The organism is Tunturiibacter empetritectus, assembly GCF_014201375.1.
Taxonomy (GTDB): Bacteria; Acidobacteriota; Terriglobia; order Terriglobales; family Acidobacteriaceae; genus Edaphobacter; species Edaphobacter lichenicola_D.
Genome location: NZ_JACHDZ010000005.1, coordinates 53,298 through 77,661, shown reverse-complemented (window position 1 = coordinate 77,661; position 24,364 = coordinate 53,298). Strand labels below are relative to the sequence as shown.

Annotated in this window: 22 protein-coding genes; 14 read left to right on the top strand and 8 right to left on the bottom strand. The window is 59.2% G+C overall.

Annotation, left to right across the window (positions count from 1 at the left end; translation table 11 throughout):
- Nucleotides 1-32: 32 nt before the first annotated feature.
- The 3 genes from HDF10_RS15020 to HDF10_RS15010 all read left to right on the top strand — a co-directional run bounded on the left by HDF10_RS15020 (nt 33) and on the right by HDF10_RS15010 (nt 3,106).
- Nucleotides 33-1,247: a glycosyltransferase family 4 protein gene (locus tag HDF10_RS15020; RefSeq protein WP_311732768.1), complete on the top strand. Its 1,215-nt coding sequence runs from the start codon at nt 33-35 to the stop codon at nt 1,245-1,247.
- 62 nt (nt 1,248-1,309) lie between these two features.
- Complete coding sequence (locus HDF10_RS15015; RefSeq protein ID WP_260177910.1) at nt 1,310-2,485, top strand: glycosyltransferase; 1,176 nt, start codon at nt 1,310-1,312, stop codon at nt 2,483-2,485.
- Between the two features lie 186 nt (nt 2,486-2,671).
- On the top strand, nt 2,672-3,106 hold the full coding sequence (locus tag HDF10_RS15010; protein WP_260177909.1) for an LbetaH domain-containing protein: 435 nt from the start codon (nt 2,672-2,674) through the stop codon (nt 3,104-3,106).
- 119 nt (nt 3,107-3,225) lie between these two features.
- On the opposite strand, the gene HDF10_RS15005 is transcribed toward HDF10_RS15010, so the two are convergent.
- The gene (locus HDF10_RS15005) at nt 3,226-3,609 is read right to left on the bottom strand and encodes a response regulator (RefSeq protein WP_183814742.1); all 384 of its coding nucleotides are present in this window, start codon (nt 3,607-3,609) and stop codon (nt 3,226-3,228) included.
- Nucleotides 3,610-3,777: 168 nt separating this feature from the next.
- Here HDF10_RS15005 and HDF10_RS15000 point away from each other — a divergent pair, with 168 nt between their 5' ends.
- Together HDF10_RS15000 and HDF10_RS14995 are read left to right on the top strand one after the other, a co-directional pair.
- Nucleotides 3,778-5,130, top strand: a complete 1,353-nt coding sequence (locus HDF10_RS15000; protein WP_183814733.1) for an ABC transporter ATP-binding protein — start codon at nt 3,778-3,780, stop codon at nt 5,128-5,130.
- Nucleotides 5,127-6,917, top strand: a complete 1,791-nt coding sequence (locus HDF10_RS14995) for an ABC transporter permease (RefSeq protein ID WP_183814731.1) — start codon at nt 5,127-5,129, stop codon at nt 6,915-6,917. The genes HDF10_RS15000 and HDF10_RS14995 overlap by 4 nt, the downstream gene beginning before the upstream one ends.
- Nucleotides 6,918-7,041: 124 nt before the next feature.
- On the opposite strand, the gene HDF10_RS14990 is transcribed toward HDF10_RS14995, so the two are convergent.
- Entirely contained in the window at nt 7,042-7,533 is a 492-nt protein-coding gene (locus HDF10_RS14990; RefSeq protein WP_183814729.1) for an AI-2E family transporter, read from the bottom strand.
- Between the two features lie 136 nt (nt 7,534-7,669).
- On the opposite strand from HDF10_RS14990, the gene HDF10_RS14985 reads away from it, so the two are divergent.
- The 3 genes from HDF10_RS14985 to HDF10_RS14975 all read left to right on the top strand — a co-directional run bounded on the left by HDF10_RS14985 (nt 7,670) and on the right by HDF10_RS14975 (nt 10,985).
- Nucleotides 7,670-9,007 carry an alpha-amylase domain-containing protein gene (locus HDF10_RS14985; protein ID WP_183814726.1) on the top strand — a complete coding sequence of 446 codons (1,338 nt, stop codon included), beginning with the start codon at nt 7,670-7,672 and terminating at the stop codon, nt 9,005-9,007.
- Nucleotides 9,008-9,454: 447 nt separating this feature from the next.
- Nucleotides 9,455-10,153 (top strand): phosphoribosylformylglycinamidine synthase subunit PurQ, encoded by a 699-nt coding sequence (gene purQ, locus HDF10_RS14980; RefSeq protein WP_183814724.1) that lies wholly within the window; start codon nt 9,455-9,457, stop codon nt 10,151-10,153.
- Nucleotides 10,154-10,193: 40 nt separating this feature from the next.
- A complete protein-coding gene (locus HDF10_RS14975; RefSeq protein WP_183814722.1) occupies nt 10,194-10,985 on the top strand; it encodes a tyrosine-protein phosphatase in 792 nt (263 codons plus the stop codon).
- Between the two features lie 74 nt (nt 10,986-11,059).
- On the opposite strand, the gene HDF10_RS14970 is transcribed toward HDF10_RS14975, so the two are convergent.
- Together HDF10_RS14970 and HDF10_RS14965 are read right to left on the bottom strand one after the other, a co-directional pair.
- A complete protein-coding gene (locus tag HDF10_RS14970; protein WP_183814720.1) occupies nt 11,060-11,788 on the bottom strand; it encodes an SDR family NAD(P)-dependent oxidoreductase in 729 nt (242 codons plus the stop codon).
- A gap of 18 nt (nt 11,789-11,806) precedes the next feature.
- Nucleotides 11,807-12,376 carry a hypothetical protein gene (locus tag HDF10_RS14965; RefSeq protein ID WP_183814718.1) on the bottom strand — a complete coding sequence of 190 codons (570 nt, stop codon included), beginning with the start codon at nt 12,374-12,376 and terminating at the stop codon, nt 11,807-11,809.
- A 304-nt stretch (nt 12,377-12,680) separates the two neighbouring features.
- Here HDF10_RS14965 and HDF10_RS14960 point away from each other — a divergent pair, with 304 nt between their 5' ends.
- A complete protein-coding gene (locus tag HDF10_RS14960) occupies nt 12,681-12,980 on the top strand; it encodes a co-chaperone GroES (RefSeq protein ID WP_020713919.1) in 300 nt (99 codons plus the stop codon).
- Between the two features lie 101 nt (nt 12,981-13,081).
- Entirely contained in the window at nt 13,082-14,755 is a 1,674-nt protein-coding gene (gene groL / locus HDF10_RS14955) for a chaperonin GroEL (RefSeq protein WP_183814716.1), read from the top strand.
- On the opposite strand, the gene HDF10_RS14950 is transcribed toward groL, so the two are convergent.
- The 4 genes from HDF10_RS14950 to HDF10_RS14935 all read right to left on the bottom strand — a co-directional run bounded on the left by HDF10_RS14950 (nt 14,752) and on the right by HDF10_RS14935 (nt 20,012).
- On the bottom strand, nt 14,752-15,015 hold the full coding sequence (locus HDF10_RS14950) for a hypothetical protein (protein WP_183814714.1): 264 nt from the start codon (nt 15,013-15,015) through the stop codon (nt 14,752-14,754). The genes groL and HDF10_RS14950 overlap by 4 nt on opposite strands.
- A 162-nt stretch (nt 15,016-15,177) precedes the next feature.
- Complete coding sequence (locus HDF10_RS14945; protein WP_183814712.1) at nt 15,178-16,155, bottom strand: vWA domain-containing protein; 978 nt, start codon at nt 16,153-16,155, stop codon at nt 15,178-15,180.
- Nucleotides 16,156-16,476: 321 nt separating this feature from the next.
- On the bottom strand, nt 16,477-18,882 hold the full coding sequence (locus HDF10_RS14940; protein WP_183814710.1) for a TonB-dependent receptor plug domain-containing protein: 2,406 nt from the start codon (nt 18,880-18,882) through the stop codon (nt 16,477-16,479).
- 161 nt (nt 18,883-19,043) lie between these two features.
- Nucleotides 19,044-20,012 (bottom strand): quinone oxidoreductase family protein, encoded by a 969-nt coding sequence (locus HDF10_RS14935; protein WP_183814708.1) that lies wholly within the window; start codon nt 20,010-20,012, stop codon nt 19,044-19,046.
- Nucleotides 20,013-20,600: 588 nt separating this feature from the next.
- Here HDF10_RS14935 and HDF10_RS14930 point away from each other — a divergent pair.
- The 4 genes from HDF10_RS14930 to HDF10_RS14915 all read left to right on the top strand — a co-directional run bounded on the left by HDF10_RS14930 (nt 20,601) and on the right by HDF10_RS14915 (nt 24,338).
- Nucleotides 20,601-21,620 (top strand): ATP-grasp domain-containing protein, encoded by a 1,020-nt coding sequence (locus tag HDF10_RS14930; RefSeq protein ID WP_183814706.1) that lies wholly within the window; start codon nt 20,601-20,603, stop codon nt 21,618-21,620.
- A 44-nt stretch (nt 21,621-21,664) separates the two neighbouring features.
- The gene (locus HDF10_RS14925; protein ID WP_183815153.1) at nt 21,665-22,702 is read left to right on the top strand and encodes an LLM class flavin-dependent oxidoreductase; all 1,038 of its coding nucleotides are present in this window, start codon (nt 21,665-21,667) and stop codon (nt 22,700-22,702) included.
- 94 nt (nt 22,703-22,796) lie between these two features.
- Entirely contained in the window at nt 22,797-23,654 is an 858-nt protein-coding gene (gene bla / locus HDF10_RS14920; protein WP_183814703.1) for a subclass B3 metallo-beta-lactamase, read from the top strand.
- 111 nt (nt 23,655-23,765) lie between these two features.
- Complete coding sequence (locus HDF10_RS14915) at nt 23,766-24,338, top strand: hypothetical protein (RefSeq protein WP_183814701.1); 573 nt, start codon at nt 23,766-23,768, stop codon at nt 24,336-24,338.
- Nucleotides 24,339-24,364 lie beyond the last annotated feature (26 nt).

Genomic DNA, 24,364 nt, shown 5'->3' with positions numbered 1-24,364 from the left:
GCCGAGAGAGCAACACGAAGAAGAAGGTGAAGGTGGCCTACCTTGTGAGCCATCCCATCCAGTACCAGGCCCCGTTGCTGCGGCGAATCGCACAGGAGCCCGATATTGAACTGACCGTTTTCTTTGCTTCGAACTTCTCGGTGCAGGAGTATGTCGACAAGGGATTTGGCGTGGACGTGAAGTGGGATGTGCCTCTGCTTGACGGCTATCGTTACGAGTTTCTCCCGGCGATATGGGATAAGAGGCGAACCGGGCCGACGAGCCAGTTGAACTACGGCATCTTCAGCCGGCTTCGAGGGCGCAAAGAGGAGCGCGGATTTGACGTGCTTTGGGTTCATGGCTACTCAACGCTGAACGCGCTGCAGGCAATGTTGGTGGCCAAGGCGCTTGGGATTCCGGTACTGCTTCGTGCGGAGTCGCGTCTTGGAAGAAAGCAGATCGGTTTTCTGAAGCAGATTGCGAAGCGCTTTTACTTCAGTGGATTGAAGCTACTCGTCGACGGAGTGCTGCCTATTGGGAGTTTGAATACTGCGTACTGGCGTCACGCTCTGGGCGAGGAGCTTCCGCAGTTCCCGATGCCGTATGCGGTGGACAATAACTACTTTCAGAGTCGCAGCCGAGAGGCTGATCTGCGGCGAGATGATCTGTTGCGGGAGCTTGGCCTTGACGCCTCCCGCCCCGTCATTTTGTTTGCCTCAAAGCTGCAGCGACGGAAGCGATGCGAAGATCTGCTCGAGGCTTATCTCAATTTTTGTTCTGAAGCTGGAACCGAGCCGGTTCCCTACCTCGTGATCGTGGGGGATGGCGAGGAACGGGTGGCGTTGGAGAGGCGTGTCTCCGAGAACGGCGCCAGTGGAGTTCGTTTTTGCGGCTTTCGCAATCAATCGGAGCTGCCAGGTTTTTTTAGTCTCGCCACAGTCTTTGTCTTGCCCTCGCAGGACGAGCCCTGGGGGTTGGTCGTGAACGAGGTGATGAACTCGGGGCGCGCCGTGATCCTCTCCGATGACGTAGGTTGCCAACCCGATCTGGTGACCGATGGTGTCGAAGGTTGTGTGTTTCCGGTGGGCAACGTGGTCGCGCTGACGGAGGCGCTGCAACGAGTTCTCGCAAGCCCGGAGACAGCGAGGATCATGGGACAACGTGGTCTGAACAGAATCTCGGGATGGAGTTATGAGGAGGATAGGATCGGTCTTCGCCGAGCGATCGCGGCCGTGACCAGGAAGGTTGTCGACGTGACTACAACTTAAGTGCAAGCGATTTTTGAGGACAACCTCTGCTGCTATGCTTAACAGTTGATAGTCGAAGAATTATGCGGATTCTGCACATCATTGGAACACTGAACCCTGAGGCAGGCGGCCCTACAGAGTCGGTCCGGGTTCTGCTCAGTTACGGACCCATCGGCTATACCGGCGAGGTGGTTACGCTCGACGATCCGTCAGCGCCATACCTCAACGATGTCGGGTTTCCAGTCCATGCGTTAGGTCCTACCAATACGACCTATGGCTTCAACTCCAAGCTGCTGCCCTGGTTGAGAGATAATCGTCATCGCTTCGACGGTGTGGTGGTGAATGGCCTTTGGCAGTACTGCGGCTACGCGGCGTGGCGAACACTGGCAGGCAATACCCCTTATGTCGTCTTCACGCACGGCATGCTGGACCCTTACTTCAAGCACGCCTTTCCGTTGAAGCACATCAAGAAGTGGCTGTACTGGATTCCCGCCGAGTACTGGATTTTGCGCGGGGCCTATCGGGTGCTTTTTACCTCAAAGGCTGAGAAGCGGCTGGCGGAGCAGAGCTTCTGGCTGCACCGTTGGAACGCCTATGTGGTGCCCTATGGTGCGAGCGGGCCAAATGGCGATCCCGAGGTTCAGAAGCGTGCCTTTTTTGCGAAGTGCCCTGAAGCAAAGGGGAAGCGATATCTTGTCTTTCTCGGGCGCATTCATCGTAAAAAGGGCTGCGATATGCTGATCGACGCGTTCGCCAAGGTTGCGGCTGACGATCCGGATCTTTACCTGGTGATGGCGGGGCCCGACCAGCAGCAGTGGAGCGCAAAGTTGAAGGCGACTGCGGCGAACCTGGGGATTAAGGACCGCGTCTTCTGGCCGGGGATGGTGACCGGCGATGCGAAGTGGGGAGCGTTTTACGGGTCGGAGGCTTTCATCCTGCCTTCGCACCAGGAGAACTTCGGCATTGCAGTCGCCGAGGCGCTGGCTTGCGGAAAGCCCGTTCTGCTGGCCGACAAGGTGAACATCGCAGAAGAGATTGCGGAGGACGGCGCTGGTCTGATGGAGCTGGACACTCCCGACGGCACCTTGAAGTTGCTGAAGGGATGGATCGGGATGACCGTCGCAGAGCGGCAGCGTATGGCGGAGCTGGCGTATCAGTGTTTCCATCGCCGTTACGATATGCGCGAGAACGCGAAGGCGATCATCCGGCTATTTGGAACAGCTACGGTTCTTACTCCCACTGCCGTGGATTCGGAGTAGGCAGGCGCGATGCCCAAGCAGATTCATTACAACGCGGCAGACCATATCCCGGCGGAGACGGCGGGGGACCCCTATCTGCGTCCGGCCTTTTCGCTGCGAGACCGTCTGAGGCGGCTGAATTGGAACCTCTGCTGGGCTCTTTTTTATAGAATGTCACCAAGACCGTTACATTCCTGGAGAGTGTTTTTGCTTCGTCTTTTCGGGGCGAAGATGGGCCCGAACTGCCACTTTTATCCGCGCTCCAAAGTGTGGGCTCCGTGGAATCTGATCTGTGCCGATCAGGTGACCGCGGGAGATGGCGTTGAGATCTATAACCCCGCTCCGGTCACACTGGGGTCGCACGCGATTTTGTCTCAGGAAGCGTACGTCTGCGGGGCGACCCACGACTACGACGATCCGGCTTTTCCATTGATTGCATATGCGATCCATATCGGGGCGTACGCCTGGGTCTGCGCCCGAGCCTCGGTCGCGCCGGGAGTGAATATGGGGGAGGGAGCGGTGCTTGGGCTGGGTTCGGTTGCCACGCGAAGCCTCGAGGCCTGGACTGTATACGCTGGAGTGCCCGCGGTCAAAGTGAAGGAGCGCCGTCAGTTCCCTGTCGCTTCTTCCAACGATGCCTGATGCAGTTGGCTGCTCCTTGTAGCTGAGAAAAGCAGGTAGCAAAGAAAAAGCAGGAGGCAGAGAAAAGCAGGACCGAAGTCCCGCTGTTTTCATCGTTCGTGTTGAGGCGGCCTGAGAAGCTATCCGCGTAGTTTTGCGAGAAGATCGGTCGGATGAACGGGTTTGGCGAGGATCTCGAACTCGTGACCTTGCGCACGAGACTTTTCGAGCAGATCCGCAGTAGCGGCCTGGCCAGAAAAGAGAAGGATCTTGCACTTCGGCAGTTTGCTGCGCGTGATGATGGCCGCTTCGATGCCAGTCATTCCGGTCATGATGACGTCGCTGATGAGCATATCGGGCTGAAAGCTATCGAGTAACTCGACGGCCTTCTCGCCGCTGAAGACGGCACGCGCCTCAAAGCCTGCCTGGTTGAGAATTATCGCCAGAGTATTCGCAATCACCTGCTCGTCGTCAGCGACCAGTACCTTGGGCTTGGGTGTTGCGGTAGAGCTTAAATCTGCCATGCTAAGTTTCCCCAAAAGTAGAAGGTTCAAAGTTCAGTTCTAAATGTGTCGTACGCAGGCGGCGGATTTATATTTCGCCCACCTAGTAATGATACGCTGAGCGCAGAGGTGGTTGACTAACAAACCGCCACAAATTCAATCGCCGCATCCAGTACCACTCAATTTCCTATGCAGCCAGCCATCATTCGTGCCGAACGTGTTGAAAAATACTACGCGCAACCGAGCGAAAACCGCATCCAGGTAATTTCGCCCACCGACCTGTCGATTACGGCCGGAGAGATTGTTGCGTTACTTGGGCCATCCGGCTCGGGAAAGTCGACCCTGCTGCGGATGTTAACCGGTCTGTCCACTCCCTCTGCCGGCGAAGTGTACTGGCATGAAAAGCCAATTGCAACCGCCGAGGTCAATGTTTCAATCGTGTTTCAAAGCTTCGCCCTCTTCCCGTGGCTCACAGTTCTCGAGAACGTCGAAGCACCACTAAAGGCTCGCGGCATGGACGCCGCAGAGCGTCGCAAGCATGGCATGAAGATTCTCGACACGGTTGGACTCGACGGCTTCCAGGCTGCCTATCCCAAGGAGCTCTCCGGCGGCATGCGGCAGCGGGTCGGCTTCGCGCGCGCGCTTGTCGTCGAACCCGAAGTCCTGTTCATGGATGAGCCCTTCTCCGCGCTCGACGTGCTTACTGCGGAGAACCTCCGCAGCGAACTGTTGGAGCTCTGGCAGAACAAAACCATCCCGACGCAGTCGATCTTCATCGTGACCCACAACATCGAAGAGGCCGTCCAGCTGGCCGATCGCATCATCGTCCTCGGACGCAACCCAGGCCACGTGCGAACCGACTTCCGCGTCGCGATCCCCCACCCGCGCGACCGTAAGGCGACCGCCTTCACGCAACTGGTCGACTACATCTACAAGGTGCTGACGCAGCCTGACGCCCAGCCGCCGGCCCTCCCCCAGACCTCCACCGGCAAGACGGTGCGCGATCAAAGGCAGATGCACTACCAGATGCTCCCGCACGCACGACCCGGTGGCATCGCAGGTCTGCTGGAGCTTGTGCTCGACCACAACGGCAAGGACGACATCTATCGTCTCGCCGACGATCTCGCCTTCCAGATCGACGACCTGCTTCCCATCGTCGATGCCGCGCAGCTATTAGGTTTCCTCACGGTTACAGAAGGCGACGCCGCGATCACACCCACCGGCGCAGAGTACGCCAACTCCGAGATCCTGCGCCAAAAAGAGCTCTTTCGCACCGCAGCCGTCGAAAATGTGCTCCTCCTTCGCCAGATCGTGCGCGCCATCGAGTCCAAGAGCGACCGCAGCGTGCCCGAAGAGTTCTTCCACGACATGCTCGACGAGCAGTTCAGCGAAGACGAGACTCTCCGCCAGTTGGAGACGGCCATCAACTGGGGACGCTACGCAGAGCTCTTCGACTTCGACGCCTCCCGCCGCCGTTTCATCCAGTCTGAAAAGCTTCATCACGACGCTGATGCAAGCTCCACAGCGGAGATCGATGCATGATGAAGTTGCCGGATAGCTTCAGCAACATCCGCGGACGTGAGACCTTTGCGCGCTCGCAGGTGCTGCAGCGCAGCTGGCCGGTGGTGCTGGACCTGTGCGTCGCCGGCATCGGACTGGCGTGTTTTTACGGAGTCGTCGTCATCGCGCGTTACTGGTTCGGCCATCCTGAGCCGGAGATCGTCATCTCGCAGAGCCCGCGCGCGCTGCCGCAGTATGCGTTCTATTCGGTCGTGCGGATCGGCCTCGCCTACATGCTGAGCCTGGTCTTCGCCATCGGCTACGGCTACATCGCCGCATACAGCAAACGCGTAGAGCCGCTGATGATCGCGGGCCTCGACATCCTGCAATCGATTCCGGTCCTCAGCTTTCTTCCCGGCGTCATGCTGGCGATGGTGGCACTCTTTCCCACGCGGCAGATCGGCGTGGAGATGGGCGCAATTGTGCTGATCTTCACCGGCCAGGTCTGGAACATGGCCTTCAGCTTTTACTCCTCCATCAAGAGCATCCCGCGGGAGCTCTCCGAAGCCGCAAACATCTACAAGTTCTCGCGCCTGCAAAAGCTCATTCAGTTGGAGCTTCCCTACGCGGCCATCGGGCTGGTCTGGAACTCGATGGTGTCGGTCGCGGGCGGATGGTTCTTCCTGATGGCCTGCGAGATGTTCGTCCTGGCCACACGCGACTTCAGGCTTCCTGGACTGGGATCGTATCTGCAGACCGCGGCAGGCACAGGAAACTACGCGGCCATCACGTGGGGGCTGCTGACGATGATTGCGATCATCGTTGCGACCGACCAGCTTGTCTGGCGGCCCGTCATCGCATGGAGCGACAAGTTCAAATTCGAGCAGGTGGAGAGCAGCTCAAGGGTGCGCTCGCCTCTGCTGCATCTTCTCCAGCAGTCTCGCGGACTGCAAAGCCTGCGCCAGCACACAATCGTTCCATTCGGAGAGAGTCTCTATCGGCGGCTCGCAGAGGAACGCACCGTCGGCACCCCGACAAAAATTACAAAGGTCCGTGGCGAGGAAGCGAAGACGGGCATCGCATCGACCCTGTTGCGCGGGCTGATTATTCTGGTTGCAGCGGGTGTTGTCCTCTACGCCGCGTGGCAGGCACTGACCCTTCTGCGGCAGGTCCATGGAAGCGAGTTTGCCACGATCCTAAAGGGCGCGATGGCTACCTTCCTGCGAGTCAACATCTCACTGATTCTTGCAGCCGCGTGGACGATTCCCGCAGGGGTTGCCATCGGCTTCCATCCCCGGCTCGCGCGTATCGCACAGCCCATAGCGCAGATCGCGGCCTCCGTTCCCGCAACTGCACTCTTCCCCGTCATCCTCCTCGCTCTCATCCGTATCGGCGGCAGCATGAACATCGGTTCCATCGCACTGATGCTGCTGGGAACGCAGTGGTACATCCTGTTCAATGTGATCGCAGGAGCAATGGCGATCCCCTCCGACCTGAAAGAGGTTGCGACGCTCTTCCGCTTCACCACCATCCAGAAGTGGAAGACAGTCATTCTGCCTGGGATCTTTCCCTTTTTAATTACAGGCATGGTGACGGCCTCTGGTGGCGCGTGGAACGCCAGCATCATCGCGGAGTATTTTCGTCTGAAGAACCAGACGCTGCAGACGGTTGGCCTCGGAGCCGTGATCAGCGCGGCAACAGACAGCGGCCAATTCCAGATCCTGCTGCTCGCCACCATCGTGATGGCCATCATGGTGGTCACGATCAACCGACTCGTATGGCGTCCGCTCTACCGTCTCGCGGAGACGCGCTACAAACTGGGCGGCTAGCAGGTACCCACGAATCCTCCCTCCCGACCAACGGGAGGACCGGGAAGACATCCCGACCATGACAAGGTATACAAGTCACGAAGTGACCGCCGCCCGCGCAGGGCGCCCGTCCGGCAGGACATCTCTAAACCCCAGGCAGAGCAGGCGGCGGAGGCGATTTGCGAAACGCGAAGATCACCGCAAGCAGCGGCGGAGCCAGCAGCACCCCCCAGAACGGGATGATGATGCCCAGCAAAATCGGCCCGAGGAACGCGGCCCACCACGGTACCTTCGTGGTGCGGTGCAGAATGTAAGGAGCGATGACAAGGCCTTCAAGAATGACGATCAACCCATAGAGCCCCAGGACCAGACCCAAGCGCCACTCGTCATGGCCGCTGAACGCAACCGCCAGCACCGGGCCGATGAGCGCGACCATGCCGCCGAAGGTTGGGATGATCTGGAGTATCCCCCCGAGGATCGCCCAGAGCGGCGCGAACGGAACACGGATCAGCTCCAGCCCGATCAGCCAGAGAACTCCTACTATCAGGCCATCGAGCGTGGCTGCGCGCCACCAGTTGACCAGCGCACCGCCAGCGGTTTTGAGATGAGTCGTCGTATTGCTGTTTCGGATCTCCATACCAACCTGACCGTCCTCACGCGCATCTGACCTGCTGAAGCAGAACTATAACTCAAGCCACTTTCCTTCGATGCGAACCTTGCAGCTCTCGAGGTAGACGCTCGCGCGAACGGCACTGGAATGGAGCACGATCAAGATGGCTGTCATGATGCAGGCGTTTTACTGGGACGCACCGAAACACGAAAAAAAAGAAGGCGAGTGGTGGAACTTCGTCGCTGAAAAGGTTGAAGATCTCGGCAAGGCGGGCTTCAGTGCGCTCTGGCTGCCTCCCGTCTCGAAGGCCTCCGACCACAACTCGATGGGCTACGACCCCTACGACTACTTCGACCTCGGCGACTTGGACCAGAAGGGCGGTACCAAGACCTTCTACGGCAACCGTGCGGAGCTCGAAGCGCTGATTGCCAAGGCGCACAAGAACGGTATGGGCCTGTATGCCGACATGGTGCTCAATCACAACTCCGGCGCGGACGAAGAGGAGGTCAACCCTCTCGACGGACAGAAGCGTTGGACCAAGTTCAACCCAAAGAGCGGCAAGTTTCCCCGCGACTGGAACTGCTTTCATCCCAGCCGATACGAGCAGGTGATGATGGAGGGCGAGAACTTCGCAGGTTTCCCCCACCTCTGCCATCGCAACCCCGTCGTCTACACGGCGATGTTCGAGTACGCCCGTTTCCTCATCGAGGAGCTTGGATTCGACGGCTTCCGCTTCGACTTCGTAAAAGGCTTCGGCGCATGGATCATCGGGCTGCTCGCGAAGTATCGCTATGTCAAGGACGGCAAGGAGTTCACGCCCTATGTTGTCGGGGAGATGTGGTCCGGCGGCGAAGATATCGAGCACTGGCTGGACAAAGTAAACAAACTTACGGACACGCAGATCGCTGCATTCGACTTCCCGCTGCGCTACAAGCTGAAGGATGTCTGCGACAAACCAAGCTACGACCTGCGCAACCTGACTGACGACGGCGCCGTAGTGATGAAGCGCCCCATGCACGCGGCAACGTTTGTCGACAATCACGACATGGGCGACAACGCGATCGTGAACGACAAGATGATGGCCTACTCGTTCATCATGGTGCACGAAGGGTATCCCAGCATCTTCTGGTATGACTACTACAACAACGAACTGGCGCGCCCGCTGACCCCGAACGGCATCGACGCCCTCATCATCGCGCACCACAAGTACGCAGGCGGCGACTCGCAGATCCTCCACGCTGATCCCGATCTCTACATCATGCAGCGTGTGGGCTATAAGGATGACAGCGTCGATCAGCCTGGATTGATCTATGTGCTGAACAATCTTGGCGATAAGTGGTCTGGCACCTCCGTCAAGACAAAGTGGCCTAATCAGAAGTTCGCTCCCATCGCCTGGGATGGCCACGACACCGCTCACCCGGACGAACGGACCACTGATGCGAACGGCAACTCTGAGTTCCCTGCTCCGCCTCGTGGCTTTGCCATCTACGCTCCCGTCTAAGAGATGTCCCGCCGGACGGGCGACCTGCGCGGGCAGCGGTCACTTCGTGACGCGTATACCGGTCTTGGCACGGCGAACACCCAGGGTCCTCCCGTTGGTCGGCACGAGCTCCAACCTGCGACCAACGGGAGCGACACGCGAAGCGGTATACAAGTCACGTGACCGCCCCACGCGCAGTGGGCCCGTCCGGCAGGACATGATGCCCTAAAAATAAAGTCCCAACCCGTGGCGCATTTTTTAGCACAAAAAAACACGGTGCTAAAACACCACGTTAGCCACACAAAACACCACGTTCTCACCAGCAAAAAACCATCATTTTGCACGGTGGAAATCCGCAAACCCCCTGTAAAATCGCACCCGCCACCACAACCAGATTTTTTCCCATATCCGCACCCATTTTTTTCGAGCCCCCAGAGAGGCGAGAGAGCCGAATGCTATCCTTAAGGTATGAAATTCGGCGTTCTGGTCTTCCCCGGGTCCAACTGCGACCATGACACCCACCACGTAGTGGACGCGATCGCGCACCAGCCCGTGACCTACCTCTGGCACGCCTCAGAGGACCTTCAGGGCTGCGACGCCATCCTCGTCCCCGGTGGATTCGCCTATGGCGACTACCTCAGAACCGGCGCGATTGCACGCTTTGCGCCAGTCATGCAATCGGTAAAGAAGTTCGCGCAAGACGGCGGACTGGTGATGGGAATCTGCAACGGCTTTCAAATTCTCTGCGAAGCCGGACTTCTTCCAGGCGCACTGATGCGCAACGCCAGCCAGCACTACATCTGCAAACAGACGTTTCTGCGAACCGAGACGAACAACTCTCCCTTCACCCATGGACTGTCTCGTGGACACGTGCTGCAGATGCCGATTGGCCACATGGAAGGCAACTACTTCTGCGACTCCGATACGCTGGAGGCGCTGAAGAAACAGGACCGCGTTGCCTTTCGCTATGCAACGCGCGAGGGCGCAGTGACTGCTGAGGCGAACCCGAATGGATCGCTCGAGAACATCGCTGGAGTGCTGAACGAGGGGCGCAATGTGCTGGGTCTGATGCCGCATCCGGACCGTTCCAGTGAGACACTGCTCGGCTCAGCCGACGGCTTGCTGCTATTTCAGGCGATGGCAGAGTCTTTGGCCGCGGCGCGATAACGCAGCCAGCCTACTGACGCGGTGGTAAGCTGATCACGCAATGATTGACATTCACCATCACCTTCTGTGGGGCATGGACGATGGTGCTTCGACCCTCGAAGCCTCAGTGGCTATGGCGAAGATGGCTGCAGCGGACGGGATCACCCATATCGTGTGTTCGCCGCACTCGAACGGACAATACTTTTACGACCCTCCAATCATCAACGCAAAGATTGCCGAGTTGCAGGAGCGGTTGGATCGCGACTCGATCGGTGTGAAGCTGGGCCGCGGATGCGACTTCCATATGTCGTATGAAAATATCCAGGAGGCCAAAGTTGACCCAACGAAGTTCAGCATCAACGGCCTGGGTTATCTGCTGGTGGAAGTGCCGGACTATGGGCTGCCGCGAGGGCTTACGGAGATCTTCTATCAACTGCAGCTTGCCGGTTTGACTCCGATTCTGACGCATCCTGAGAGAAACCCTACCCTGCAGAACGATCAGGATCGAATCGCAGAGTGGCTGCAGCGTGGGGTGCTGGTGCAGGTGACGGCGGGGTCTGTACTGGGCCGGATGGGCAAGCATGCGGAACGGATGGCGCATGAACTGCTCGAGAATCGGTGGGTGCACTTTCTAGCAACCGATGCGCACAATACGACCTCGCGCGCGCCGAAGATGCGGGAGGCGCTGGAACTGGTGGCGACGAAGTATGGCCCGGACTACGCGCATCTGCTCTGCGTCTCCAATCCTCTAGCGGTATTTATGGGGAAGCCGATGCCGCCGCAGCTGGAGCCGCTGAACCTCTATGAGGACATGCAGGAGAAGAGCTGGTGGCGGAGACTGCTGGGGCGGTAGATTCGCTTGGAAGATATGTCCTGCCGGACGGGCCCACTGCGTGTGTGTGGGCAAGTCCGGCAGGACATATTCTTTTACAGTCCGAGACCACCGTCGACGGCGAGGAGCTGGCCGGTAATGAAGTGGGGCGCCGTGGCAAAGAAGACGGCTGCTGCTGCTACATCTTCGGCGGTGCCGTTGCGCTGCATGGGGGTTTTGCGGGCGAAGTGCTCATAGGCATCGTCGACCTCACCCTGGACGATCATGCCTGGGGCGATGCAGTTGACGCTGATCTCAGGCGCCCAGGCCTTCGCCATGGTCTTCGACAGCATGTGCAGGGCAGCCTTGGAGGTGCAGTAGTGCCCGTGGGTGGCCCAGGGATGCAGGCCTCCAAGCGAGCCGATGTTGATGATGCGCCCTTTGACGGCGCGCAGGTGCGGGTGCGCAGCCTTGGCCACGAGGAAAGGAGCGCGGGTGTTGGTGGTGAACATCGCGTCCCACTGGTCGGCCGAGATGTTCTCGAGCGCTTCGGAGGCAAAGATTCCGGCGTTGTTGACGAGTAGGTCAATGCGACCCAGATCGTTGACGACTGCGGCTACGGTCTGCTCGATGTCCTCGGGATTGCGAAGATCGCAGCGGATGGCCAAAGCGTCGACGTCGTGGGCCGCGAGCGCGTGAACGGTCTCCTCCGCCTCGGTTTGAGAGGCAAGATAGGTGATGGCTACGTCTGCCCCGCGTTCAGCGAGAGCCAGAGCGATAGACCGGCCGATACGCTTGGCCGCCCCAGTTACAAGCACAGTCTTCCCTGTTAGCGGCCTGTCCATAAACTCCTTCTTGCTAGGTTACTGCTGGGGTGTCGAATTGGGAGTGGCAGGCTGCTGCGAAGTTGCGGGCGGAGTGGTGGGCACAGGTTTGGTTGCCGGCGTAGTCGGCCTTATTGGCTCCTGAACACCTGGCTTCCTGGTTGCGTCTTTGCCGTCATTGTTCTCGTAGGAGGAGACCTGTGCCCTGGGACGAATCATTGCGACGGCGATCTCTTTGGTGGCCTCGGTGACTTCATACTCTTCGGCAAAGGTCGCAAAGCCCGGCGCGATAACCTGCACGCGAACTGTGCTGCCTGTGGGGATGACGTCGATGATGGCCTTGCCGTCGGGATCGGTCTTGACCTCGAGGTTGCCCTCGTCCTTGCCGCCCATCGACGGGTTGAAGATAACGGCGGCATTCATGATGGGCTTGCCGTTGAACTTCTTGACGACGGTGACCTCGATGTGGGAGGTGGCCGGAGGCGCCTTGTACTTGCGGCCGCGCTTTATAGGGGCGTCCTGATCCTGGGCCTTGACGGGAAGGCTGGATGCGAAAGCGAAGAGGAGAACCAGAAACGATAGCGACCAGACGGTGCGGCGTGACGACATGGCCTCATTCTACGACTTTTGAGGTCTGATTGCTGGATTTGGTGTGCCGCCCGCGGCCGGTATATGCTTGCGCGGGTTTCACTCACATTTCACATAGCCGGGTTGACAACTGGAAGCGGGCTGACTATCGTTAGCAATCGGAAGGCTTGAGTGCTAACAGCTCTCGGGTTTTGCTTGGGAGCTGGGCTTATTGGCCTATTCCACTCTTTTATTTGCAGCTCGGGCCAGCGGTTGATGGCTGAAGCTGCGTTCTACAACGCGGACGGATAGCCGTTCGCCAAATCGCACCAAGGAGATGTAAGCAATGGCGACAACATCATTTACACCGCTGCACGACCGGATTCTGGTTCGGCGCATTGAAGAGGGCGAAAGCATTCGTGGCGGGATCATCATCCCGGATTCGGCAAAAGAGAAGCCACAGCAGGGCGAGGTGATCTCCGTCGGCAAGGGCAAGTCGAACGACGAAGGTAAGGTATTCCCGCTGGATGTAAAGGCCGGCGACAGCATTCTGTTTGGCAAGTACTCGGGCACCGAGATCAAGATCGACGGCGAAGAGCTTTTGATCATGCGTGAAGAAGAAGTCCTCGGAATCCTCAAGAAGTAGGCACTTCGTGCCGTATACCGCGGCTTCGCCGCATAATCGGCGCTTCGGGCGCTTCACACAAACATTTCACCAGCCTTTTCGCTGGCAACAGGAGTAAGACAATGGCAAAACAGATTCTGCATGGAGAAGATTCGCGTCAGGCTATTCTGCGTGGTGTCAATATTTTGGCCGACGCAGTGAAGGTGACGCTTGGACCGAAGGGTCGCAATGTCGTTATCGAGAAGAAGTTCGGTTCGCCGACGATCACCAAGGACGGCGTGACTGTTGCCAAGGAGATCGAGCTTTCGAACTCGCTCGAGAACATGGGCGCACAGATGGTTCGCGAAGTGGCTTCTAAGACCTCGGATGTGGCCGGCGACGGTACCACGACTGCTACCGTTCTGGCTCAGGCGATCTATCGCGAGGGTGTGAAGACGGTTGCTGCCGGTGCGAATCCGATGGCGTTGAAGCGCGGTATCGATAAGGCGGTTGAGGCCATCATCGGCAAGCGCGATGAGAATGGCGCAGTCGTTGGCGGAGCGCTGACCAAGCTGTCGAAGCCGGTTTCGGGCGACATGATCGCTCAGGTTGGAACCATCTCTGCGAACTCTGATTCGCAGATCGGCGTGATTATTGCCGAGGCGATGAAGAAGGTTGGCAAGGACGGCGTTATCACTGTGGAAGAGTCTCGCACGATGGAGACGCAGCTCGATGTGGTTGAGGGCATGCAGTTCGATCGCGGCTATCTTTCGCCTTACTTCGTGACCGATGCGGAGCGGATGGAAGTTGCTCTTGAGAATCCCTACATCCTGATCTACGAGAAGAAGATCTCGTCGATGAAGGACCTGCTTCCCTTGCTCGAGCAGATTGCCCGCACTGCCAAGCCTCTGGTCATCATTGCTGAGGATGTGGACGGTGAGGCGCTGGCGACTCTCGTGGTGAACAAGCTGCGCGGGACGTTGAATGTCGCGGCCGTGAAGGCTCCTGGCTTCGGCGATCGTCGCAAGGCGATGCTGCAGGATATCGCAATTCTGACTGGTGGCAAGGCGATCACGGAAGACCTCGGCATCAAGCTCGAGGGTGTGAAGATCGAGGATCTTGGCACTGCGAAGCGCGTGACGATCGACAAAGACAACACCACCATCGTTGATGGCGGCGGCAAGGATGGCGATGTCGAAGGCCGCGTGAAGGAGATTCGCGCACAGATCGACAAGACCACCTCCGACTACGACCGTGAGAAGCTGCAGGAGCGTTTGGCCAAGCTGGTTGGCGGCGTTGCAGTGATCAAGGTCGGTGCGGCGACCGAGACCGAGATGAAGGAAAAGAAGGCTCGTGTTGAGGATGCGATGCATGCGACGCGCGCGGCCGTTGAGGAAGGCATTGTCCCGGGCGGCGGCGTGGCGTTTGTTCGCTGCACAGCTGCGGTTGAGGAAGTGATCAAGGGCCTCGAAGGCGATGAGAAGATCGGCGCCACGATCATTCGTCGCGCGATCGAAGAGCCTTTGCGCATGATCGTCTCGAACGCCGGCGAAGAGGGCGCGGTTGTGATCGGCAAGATCCACGAATCGAAGGAGGCTAACTACGGCTACAACGCCGCAACTGGCGCCTACGAGGACCTGGTGAAGGCTGGCGTCATTGATCCTACGAAGGTGACGCGTACTGCTCTGCAGAATGCGGCTTCGATTGCTGGATTGATGCTGACCACCGAGGCGATGATCGCCGATATCCCGGAGAAGAAGGAAGCTGCGGGCGGCGGACACAACCATGGCGGCGGCGGTATGGACGGCATGTACTAAGAAGTTGTTTCAGAAAAAAAGTGGAGCCCCGGTGAGAGCCGGGGCTTTGCTGTTTTTGCTGAAGTTTTGAGGGGTGTTTTGGAAAAAGTGGTGAGTTGATGGTGGTTTTTGGTGGTGGAAACGTGGTGGTTTGCGTGGTGAACGTGGTGTTTTGGATGGTGGTTGTTCGGGGTTGAAAAATACGCCAACTTTTTAAGATTTTTTTCTTTTTTAAGGGCTTGTGTCCTGCCGGACAGGTCCAATGCGCGTGGGGCGGTCACTTCGTGACTTGTATACCCCTTCGGTTGGTGCTCCCGTTGGTCGCAGGCGGGAGTTCGCGCCGACCAACAGGAGGAGCGTGGGGGTTCATCCTGCCAAGACCGGTATACGCGTCACGAAGTGACCGCTGCCCGCGCAGGGCGCCCGTCCGGCAGGACCTTGAGTTAGTTGGCGACGACGGTTCCGGGGCGGACCTGGCTGGGGGCGCGGAGTTTGGTCTTGGGGAGATCGGTTGACGTTCTCAGGCTGACGAGTTTTTTATTGGTGTCTACGGGGAAGGTGGCGACGTAGGTTCGGGCAATGGCCTCCTGAAACTGCTTGAGGTAAGGCTCCATGGAGACGGGGTTTTGCCCGGTGCTTTGGTAGAGGGAGAGGCCACCGGTTCCTTCTGCGAGTTGGCTGAGGTAGTTTTGTCCACTGAAGCTCGCGCTGCTGCGGCTACGAGCGAAGCCGGCATCACTGAAGTAGATGGAGTAGACGGGGACGCCGGCGCGCTGGGCGTCGGTGACGGAGGCGTCGACGTAGGGGCTGTTCTGGTTGAGCGGGCTGGTGCTGCCGTTGTAGGGGTCTACGCCGTTGGTGATCATGAGGACGAAGCGTGGCTTGTGGACGGGGCCTTCGCTGCGCTGGACGGGGTTGATCTGATTTTCGGCCTGGCCGGGCCAGTTCTTGACGAACTCGGAGAGGCAGAAGTAGGGGCTGGCGCTGGAGCCGGGAATGCCGCTGGGAATGCGGAGGCCCTGGGCTGCGGCGGCCAGATCGGACGTGAAGCCTGAGGCTCCGGTCCCGGGGAAGACGGTGCCGTTCTGCATGTAGCCGACGAAGACTTCGGTGCCTGCGGGGAAGCTGGTGATGAAGGCGCGGAGGTTGTTCATCTCGCGGGCGACGCTGGTGCGGAGGCCGTCGTCCATGAGGAGAGCAACCTGGGCTCCGCCCGGGGGGATGGCGGCGAGATTGATGAGTGGGGTAACTCGGTTGTCGATCTTGATGGTGAGGTCTTTTGCGGTGGGGTTGACGGGAGCTTTGCTGTCGAATGCGACGAGGGCCTGGGTGGTGGCAGGGGCTTCCTGGGCGTGGGCTGCTGTGGTTGTGGTTGCTGTGGTCGCTGCCAGGAGAGTTAGTGCTAGGAGAGATCGGGTCATTTTTGTTTCCCTTCGTTGGGTTAGACGGTGCAGTGAAGCTCTGCGATGCGGAGCGGGCAAGAACATACAAGATAGAAACACGCGGAAGACAGGTCTGGTTGCGTTTTTCGATGCGGGGTCCTGCCGGACGGGCGCCCTGCGCGGGCGGCGGTCACTTCGTGACTTGTATACCCCTTCGGTTGGCGCTCCCGTTGGTCGCGGGGGTGATTGTGCCGACCAACGGGAGGACCGTGGGTGTTCATCCTGCCAAAACCGGTATACGCGTCACGAAGTGACCGCCCTCCGCGTAGGAGGCCCGTCCGGCAGGACCTATCTTTCGGTTCAGTTGCCGCCGATGCGGATCTTCAGGCCGGCGCGGATGGTGAAGGGCAGGCCCGGATAGCCGATGGGGCCGATGTGTTGCTGGCTGAGAAGATTGTCTAGCTGGGTGAAGACCGTGACGTGGTGAGTGGCGCTGAAGAGTAGGTTGAGGTCGAGCTTCGCATAGCCGAAGTCGAGGTTTTGGTTAGGGATCAGGAGCGTGTTGCCTCCGTTGCGGTCGTTGTGGAGCTGGAAGGTGGAGTCGTCGCTGCGGCTGGCTAGAGCGCCTTTGATGGCGGCGGAGAATCTGCTGGCGGAGTATTGAACAGCGAAGAAGCCGCTGCTGGGTGGGCGGTTGAAGGGGCGATTGCCGACGATGGGAGAGAGCGCTCCGATGGGGATGCCGGGGAGGTCCGGGTTGAAGGCGGGAGAGACGTTGTCGGAGGTGAAGGACTGCTCGACGAGCGAGGCGAGGTAGGTGTAGCCCCCGCGCAGGAAGAGGTGCGAGAGGGGCTGGTACTGGAGCTCGAGCTCAAGGCCCTGCGTGCGGTAGGCGAGGGAGTTCAGTGAGGCGTCGGGGACCTGCAGGGCGATGTTGGAGGGGATGTTGAAGTACTGCTCGAGGCCGTTGGGGGCGAGGCGCTCAAGCTGATGGCTGAACTGATTGTGGAAGTAGCCGGCTTTGAGGATGAGCTTCTGACTGAGGATGTTCTGGTCGACGGCTACGTCGAAGGTGCGTGAGCGCTGGGCGGTAATGGGGTGGATGTTGTAGGTGGCGATTGCGAGTGCGTTGGTGGTTTGTGTGAGAAGCGTGTCGAGGCTGGTGAACTGATCTTCGAGGGTGGGCTCCTGCACGCCGGTGGCGATGTTGGCGCGGAGGCTGGTGCCATGGAAGGCGCGGCGGCCGGGGAGGACGGGGACGTAGGTGAGGCCGAAGCGCGGGGTTCCGGCGGTGCCGTAGAGGTGGTTGCGCTCGATGGCTCCTCCGAATGAGTAGAAGAGGCGGTGGTGGAGGTCTCCCTGGAGCTGGAGGGTGTAGAGGAAGTTGGTGCGCTGGGCCTGCTGGTTGAAGCCGGTGGTGGGGTTGAAGAGGCGACCGCGCTCGTCTTCGTAGTGGAAGCTGAAGAGGGCGGAGATGCGGTAGGGGAAGGTGTAGTCGGTCTGGTAGTAGAACTCGTCGCGGTTGTGGACGTTGTCGAGGGTGGGGGAGAGGAAGGCGGCTTGTCCGGTGGCGGTGTAGCCGTTGGCTCCGCGGAGGGTGACGAGGTTGCCGTACGTGATGGTGTCGGGTGTTCGATCGAACTGCTGCTCCTGTTCGCGCTTGCGACTGATGCCGTAGCGGGCGAGGTTGTGCCAGTTCCCTGCTAAGACGTTTTCGACGGTGATGCCGGAGTAGAGGTCCTGATCGGATTGCTTGCCGGAGGCGGAGATGCCGTAGAGGTCGTGTGCCTGGGGGAGGCCGGCGGCGGAGTCGGCGTTGCGGAGGGTGAAGCGGACGGTGGTGTTGGTGAGGATGGTGTAGCCGATGTTGGCGGTGCTGGTGATGAGGTGGAACTGGTCACGCGGGAGGGCGTTGGAGGTGTTGAGGCGGCTAAAGGCGGCTTGATAGTCGAACTTGCTGTAGGTGCCGGAGAGGATGGCTTCGTTGCGGTAGGTGCGGAGGTTTCCGGCGTCGCCGGTGTAGTCGAGCGTGGGGTAGAGGAAGTTGCTGCGGGTGGTGGCGAGGCTGACGATGGAGGCTTCGGCTCCGGTGCCCTGGAGGGCGCTGTTGGCTCCGCGATAGATCTCGGGGCCGGTGAGGGCGGTGGTGGCGAGGGGGCTGAAGTTGAAGTCGCCGCCGAGGTTGGTGGCGGGGATGCCGTCGATGAGGATCTTGTTGGCGTCGGGGCTGCCGCCGCGGACGTAGAGGCGGATGGGGCCGCCGGCCTGGCCGGTCTGGAGGACGTTGGTGCCGGGAGCTTGGCGGAGGTCGTTGAGGAGGTTGATCTGGGTTTCGAGGGCCTGTGTGGGGATGAGGGTGACGGCTGCGGGGACTTGCTGGATGGGCGTGGGGATGGCGGTGGAGGTGGTGGCGAGTTGCGGGGTGACGGTGGCGTACTCGAGGACTAGGTTGCGGGTGACGATGGAGGTGCGGCCGCCGTAGAAGGCATCGCCGATGCTGGGGGTGAAGGGCGAGGCGGAGGTGAGGAGGACGAAGCGGCCGGGGAGTCCGCTGCGGAGCTCGTAGGTGCCGTCCATGAGGGAGAAGGTGAAGGCGACGACGCGGCGGCCCTGGATGAGCTGGATGCGGGCGTTGCCGAGGGGGAGGCCCAGGGGAGTGGTGACGGTGCCTCTTACTACAACGGCTGTGGCGGGTGGCGTGAGGAGGAGTGCGGCGGCGAGGGCGAGGAAGAGGCTGATCGCGCTGCGGGGCGCCGGGGTCTGCATGGTTTGATTGTAAGTTGCTTGTCCTGCCGGACGGGCGCCCTGCGCTTGGCCACCCCACAAACGAAGACCTGTTTGTGGGGACCCCGGGTTCGGCGGTCACTTCGTGACTTGTATACCTTGTTTGGGCGAGGCTGGCGGTTTCGGTCCTCCCTTCGGTCGGGTTATGGGATTAGTAAGAGTTTGCCGGTGGTGGCTCGGGACTCGAGCTCGCGGTGGGCTTGCGCGGCGTCGGCCAGAGGGTAGACGTGCTCGACGCGGAGCCTGAGGGTGCCGTTGGCTACGGCGTCGAAGACATCCTTCGCGCTGTGATCGAGGTCGGCGCGGGTGGCGATGTAATCCTTGAGGGTGGGGCGGGTGATGAAGAGGGAACCCATGGTGGAGAGACGGATGAGGTCGAAGGGTGGGACGGCTCCGCTGGCTCCGCCGAAGAGAACGAGGAAACCGCGGGGGCGGAGACACTGAAGGGATTGCTCGAAGGTGGATTTGCCTACGGAGTCGTAGACCACTGGGAGGCCGCGGTTGCCGGTGAGGGATTTGACCTTCGCGGCGAAGTCCTCTTGGGTGTAGAAGATGATCTCGTCGGCTCCGGCGGCGCGGGCAAGGGTGGCTTTTTCTTCGCTGGAGACGGTGGTGAAGACGCGGGCGCCGAGGGCTTTGGCCATCTGGATGAAGAGGAGGCCGGTGCCGCCTGCGCCGGCGTGGATGAGGATCTCGTCGCCGGACTGGACGGGGTAGGCGGAGTGGAGGAGATAGTGGGCGGTCATGCCCTGGAGGATGGCGGCGGCGGCTTGCTGTGTGGTGACGCCTTCGGGGATGGCTACGAGGCGGGCGGCGGGAGCTACGGCGAACTGGGCGTAGGTGCCGGGGATGAGGCACCAGGCTACGCGGTCGCCGGGCTTGAAGGCGGTGACGTCGGGGGCGACGGAGACGATGGTGCCTGCGGCCTCCTGGCCGAGGGTGTAGGGGAGCTTGGCGGGGTAGCGGCCCTCGCGGAAGTAGGTGTCGATGAAGTTGACGCCGGAGGCTTCGATGCGGATGAGTGCTTCGCCGGGGCCGGGTGTTGGCGTGGGGAGGTCGGTGAGGGTGAGGACGTCGGCGGAGCCGGTGGTGTGGATCTGGATGGCTTGCATGGCTGGTTCAGGTTACAACATGGCGGCACTAGTCTTATTTGTCCGTAATCGCCACGACCTGTAAAGCTCGTACAAAAGTGGAAGAAGAATAGCGAAAATTATAGCGATCCTAACTGGGTGTTGGTACATATCCGCGGTCGAAGTAACTTCTGTTCCACCGGCCAATCTGTAAGAGATAGTGTTGCGATGCCAAGGTATCAACACGCACCCAAAGACGCCCAGCGCAAATCCTATAGAGCCGATACACGCATCTTGGAAGATCTTCAATGGTTTGCTCTTCAGGAGTAGAGACGTGAGGCTTCCGACGGCCGCGCCAATCGAACCTCCTGCCAAGATGAGTAAGATTAGGGCAATAACGTCGAATATAGGTGCCGTGAAGAACACTTAAATATCGTAGCTTATCGTCGTAAATCACAAAGCCCTAAAGAGCTTTGTGATTGGGATGAATTGCTTGTGAAGCTCGCGGATGCAATTCTTCATCTAAACTTGAGATATCAGATTCGAGGCGTTGTTTCGCCCCGTCCGCCGGCGGCTGTAACAACGTGAAGAGTTTTGAGTCGAACCTTTGAAAGAGGATTAAAGAAGATTATGTCCAGCCGTCAGCCCTTGCCTATTGCGATCTATTATGAGCAGCCGATCTGGTTCAGGCTGTTGTTTGAGGAGTTGGATCGTCGCGGGGCGAACTATGTGAAGCTAAGTGCGGTGGAGCATAGCTATGGGCCGGAGGATCATCCGGAGGAGAAGTACGCGGTGGTGCTGAACAAGATGAGCCCTTCGGCGTGGAATCGCGGGCATGGGGATCAGATCTTTTACACGCTGGGGTTTCTGGAGCACCTGGAAAGCCGCGGGGTTCGCGTGGTGAATGGCGTGAGGGCTTTTCGGAGTGAGTTGTCGAAGGCGGCTCAGCTTTCGATGCTGGAGGCGTTGGGGCTTGGGTATCCGAAGGCTCGGGTGATTCATCGGGCTTCGCAGGCTAGTGCGGCGGCTGAGGGGTTGCGCTTTCCTGTTGTGGTGAAGCCGAACATCGGCGGCAGTGGCAGCGGCGTGGTGAAGTTTCAGACGAAGGAGCATCTGGCGGAGGCTTCAGCGACAGAGAATGGGCTGATGTTCGGGATGGATTCGACCGGGCTGGTGCAGGAGTTTGTGCCGGCGCGCGGATCTTACATCGTTCGGGTTGAGGTTTTGAACGGGAGGTATTTGTACGCGATCAAGATACATATTACCGGCGAGACGTTTGACCTTTGCCCGGCAGATATCTGCAAGACACCACTTGGGGTTGAGCTGGAGCGTGCGGCTTGCCCGATCGATGCGGCTAAGGATGGGCTGGCGGTAGAGGCCTTTGACGCGCCGCCTGATGTGATCGCGGAGGTGGAGCGGTTGATGGCGGCTGCGGGAATCGAGCTTGGTGGCGTGGAGTTTATGGTGGATGATCGCGACGGCGTGAGGATGTACTACGACATCAATGCGCTCTCGAACTTTGTGGCCGATGGACAGAAGGTTGTGGGCTTCGATCCGTTTGTGAAGCTGGCGGATTGGCTGGAAGAGGAAGCGCGGATTGTGAATGAGCGCCGGACGAATGTGCCTGAATTGGCGGGGGCGCGGCTTTGAGTACAGAGACAGGGAGCACAAAGGCAGCGGGCACAAAGGCGGGGATGCGATACGGCTTCTGGTTGCCTGTGTTTGGTGGGTGGCTGCGTAACGTCGAGGACGAGAAGATGGCGGCGAGCTGGGAGTATGTGCGCGACCTGGCGAAGAAGGCCGAGACGATTGGATACGATCTGACTCTGATTGCGGAGCTGAATCTGAATGACATCAAGGGGGTGGATGCTCCTTCGCTCGATGCTTGGTCGACAACAGCTGCGCTGGCTGCGGTGACGGAGCGGCTGGAGTTGATGGTTGCGGTGCGGCCTACGTTTCATAACCCGGCGCTGCTGGCCAAGCAGGCGGCTTCGATCGATCAGATGTCGCATGGGCGGCTGACGTTGAATGTGGTTTCGAGCTGGTGGAAGGATGAGGCGACGAAGTATGGGGTTCACTTCGACGAGCATGACGATCGGTATGCTCGGACGTCGGAGTGGCTCGATGTGGTTGATGGATGCTGGAAGACGCAGGGTTTTTCTTATAAAGGCAACTACTATGATTTGCGGGAGAATGTGCTTTCGCCGAAGCCGGTAAGCAAGCCGCGGCCTACGCTGTATGCGGGTGGCGAGTCGGAGACGGCGAAGAATTTGATTGCGGCAAAGTGCGATGCGTACCTGATGCATGGCGATGCTCCGGAGGCTGTGGGAAAGAAGATCGCCGACATGCGGGAGCGACGCGAGAGGCTGGGGCTGGGGCCGATGACGTTCGGCGTTGCGGGGTATGCGGTGGTGCGGGACTCGGAGGCGGAGGCACTGCGCGAGGTGGAGCGGATTACGGATGTGAAGCAGTCGGCGCGTGGGTATGCGAACTATGAACAGTGGGTGACGGGGTCGAACCTGCAGACGGAGATCTCGTTGAAGGATTACTCGGTGTCGAATCGCGGGCTGAGGTGCGGGTTTGTGGGGACGCCGGAGCAGGTGTCGGAGCGGATGGAGGAGTTTGCGGCGGTGGGGGTGGATCTGGTGTTGCTGCAGTCGAGTCCGCAGGCGCAGGAAATGGAGCGTTTTGGGGCTCAGGTGATCAGCAGGAAGACTACCGCTGCAGTCTAGCTCTTCGTTTTGCGTTGGAGGATGTACCACTCAGGTTAATGCAGCCAGGGTTGGGAGCGTTGGCGGCGTCTTCGGGGGAGAGTTATGCTTTGCCATGCTGCTTCGCTCCCTCTTGCTGACCTTTGTCTTTGTCTGCGGTCTCTTCGCACAGAACGATCCTGACTGGACGACAAATCATGAGCCTTTTCGTGTAGTCGGCAATGTGTACTACGTGGGGAGCAAGGATCTGGCTTCTTATTTGGTTACGACACCGCAGGGGCACATTCTGATCAACAGTAATCTGCCGAGCAGCGTTCCGCAGATAAGGAAGAATATTGAAGCGCTTGGGTTCAAGTTCAGCGATGTGAAGATTTTGCTCATAAGTCATGCGCATCGCGATCACTGCTCGGGGAGCAAGTTGTTGAAGCAGTTGACTGGTGCGAAGTACATGGTGATGGATCGGGACGTGCCGGTGGTGGAGTCAGGCGGCAAGACTGATTTTCAATATGGCAAGTCGTCGAGCAACTGGTATCCCGCTACGAAGGTTGACCGAGTGCTTCATGATGGGGATGAGGTTCGATTGGGAGAGGTTGTGCTGGTTGCGCATTTGACGCCGGGGCATACGAAGGGATGTACGACCTGGAGTATGAAGGTGCGTGACGGTGGCGCGGTTTATAACATCGTGATCGTAGGCAGCCCTAATGTGAACCCCGGATATAAGTTAGTGAGGAGCGCGGTCTATCCGACAATGGCGCAGGACTATGAGTTGACGTTTCAGAGGTTGAAGTCGCTGCCTTGCGATGTGTTTCTGGGGGCGCATGGGAGCTACTTTGATCTGGAAGAGAAGTTCGCGAGGATGAAGGCTGGAGCCGTCAACCCATTTGTTGATGCGGAGGGGTACAAAGCCTATGTGTCAGAGCGAGAGCAGGCGTTTCGGAAGGATTTGGCAAAGCAGTTGGGAGACGGCTTCTGAAGTGTAGCGCGTCCGAAAGGTGATATACCCTGCGTAAATCAAGGCATAGAATTATCTTAGATCTAGTTGATTGCGTGACTAGTGGATCAGAGGGACGGTTGAGGGCCAACAGTGAGTGAATGGGTACAGGGCCTAAAAAGGGCCGCAATAGGGCGGGGGGTGCTCCTCGCCGGGATGGTGATACTGATTGCCGGTTGTCACTCGGGCGACCGAAGCGATGTGCTGAAAGATCTTTCAAACTTGACTCAACCGAAGACCACCACGCTGGGGCCGATTCATTTAGCGGCTGAAGGTTCGGAAGCAATTACGGAGACGTGTGGGAAGCAATCCTTCGAAAATGCGCGCAACGGCTTGATCGTGAGCCAGACGGGATTGCACGAGGACGTGTTTGCCCTGCGTAGTCGTACGTCGTACGTCTCTATCGCATTTGGCCTGGACGATGCGCTGAGGCTTGAGGAGGTGCTGCGGAAGAAGTTGAACGAAAATCAGCAACCGGCGGAAGAGCGGGAGTGTGTTCAGCAGTTTGTGGGATACCTGGAGACGCTGACCGATCCGATGGTGGAGCAGGACAAACTGACCAAGGATCTGGACGCTGCGGCGTTCAAGGACTCGACCAGGGAAGCGCAGGAAGAGCTGAAAAGAGAGCAGCAGAAGGCAGAGCCGACGCCGTCTGGAAGAGACTGAGGCTCAGGTGCTTTGGTAGGATGGAG

What these genes read in the sequence shown, in the direction of transcription:
- HDF10_RS14940 (WP_183814710.1), bottom strand. Translation starts at nt 18,882, where the DNA reads ATGCAGACCCCGGCGCCCCGCAGCGCGATCAGCCTCTTCCTCGCCCTC.
- HDF10_RS15005 (WP_183814742.1), bottom strand. Translation starts at nt 3,609, where the DNA reads ATGGCAGATTTAAGCTCTACCGCAACACCCAAGCCCAAGGTACTGGTC.
- HDF10_RS14965 (WP_183814718.1), bottom strand. Translation starts at nt 12,376, where the DNA reads ATGTCGTCACGCCGCACCGTCTGGTCGCTATCGTTTCTGGTTCTCCTC.
- HDF10_RS15000 (WP_183814733.1), top strand. Translation starts at nt 3,778, where the DNA reads ATGCAGCCAGCCATCATTCGTGCCGAACGTGTTGAAAAATACTACGCG.
- purQ (WP_183814724.1), top strand. Translation starts at nt 9,455, where the DNA reads ATGAAATTCGGCGTTCTGGTCTTCCCCGGGTCCAACTGCGACCATGAC.
- HDF10_RS14975 (WP_183814722.1), top strand. Translation starts at nt 10,194, where the DNA reads ATGATTGACATTCACCATCACCTTCTGTGGGGCATGGACGATGGTGCT.
- HDF10_RS14995 (WP_183814731.1), top strand. Translation starts at nt 5,127, where the DNA reads ATGATGAAGTTGCCGGATAGCTTCAGCAACATCCGCGGACGTGAGACC.
- HDF10_RS14985 (WP_183814726.1), top strand. Translation starts at nt 7,670, where the DNA reads ATGGCTGTCATGATGCAGGCGTTTTACTGGGACGCACCGAAACACGAA.
- HDF10_RS14960 (WP_020713919.1), top strand. Translation starts at nt 12,681, where the DNA reads ATGGCGACAACATCATTTACACCGCTGCACGACCGGATTCTGGTTCGG.
- HDF10_RS14970 (WP_183814720.1), bottom strand. Translation starts at nt 11,788, where the DNA reads ATGGACAGGCCGCTAACAGGGAAGACTGTGCTTGTAACTGGGGCGGCC.
- HDF10_RS14935 (WP_183814708.1), bottom strand. Translation starts at nt 20,012, where the DNA reads ATGCAAGCCATCCAGATCCACACCACCGGCTCCGCCGACGTCCTCACC.
- groL (WP_183814716.1), top strand. Translation starts at nt 13,082, where the DNA reads ATGGCAAAACAGATTCTGCATGGAGAAGATTCGCGTCAGGCTATTCTG.
- HDF10_RS15015 (WP_260177910.1), top strand. Translation starts at nt 1,310, where the DNA reads ATGCGGATTCTGCACATCATTGGAACACTGAACCCTGAGGCAGGCGGC.
- bla (WP_183814703.1), top strand. Translation starts at nt 22,797, where the DNA reads ATGCTGCTTCGCTCCCTCTTGCTGACCTTTGTCTTTGTCTGCGGTCTC.
- HDF10_RS14925 (WP_183815153.1), top strand. Translation starts at nt 21,665, where the DNA reads ATGCGATACGGCTTCTGGTTGCCTGTGTTTGGTGGGTGGCTGCGTAAC.
- HDF10_RS14945 (WP_183814712.1), bottom strand. Translation starts at nt 16,155, where the DNA reads ATGACCCGATCTCTCCTAGCACTAACTCTCCTGGCAGCGACCACAGCA.
- HDF10_RS14990 (WP_183814729.1), bottom strand. Translation starts at nt 7,533, where the DNA reads ATGGAGATCCGAAACAGCAATACGACGACTCATCTCAAAACCGCTGGC.
- HDF10_RS14930 (WP_183814706.1), top strand. Translation starts at nt 20,601, where the DNA reads ATGTCCAGCCGTCAGCCCTTGCCTATTGCGATCTATTATGAGCAGCCG.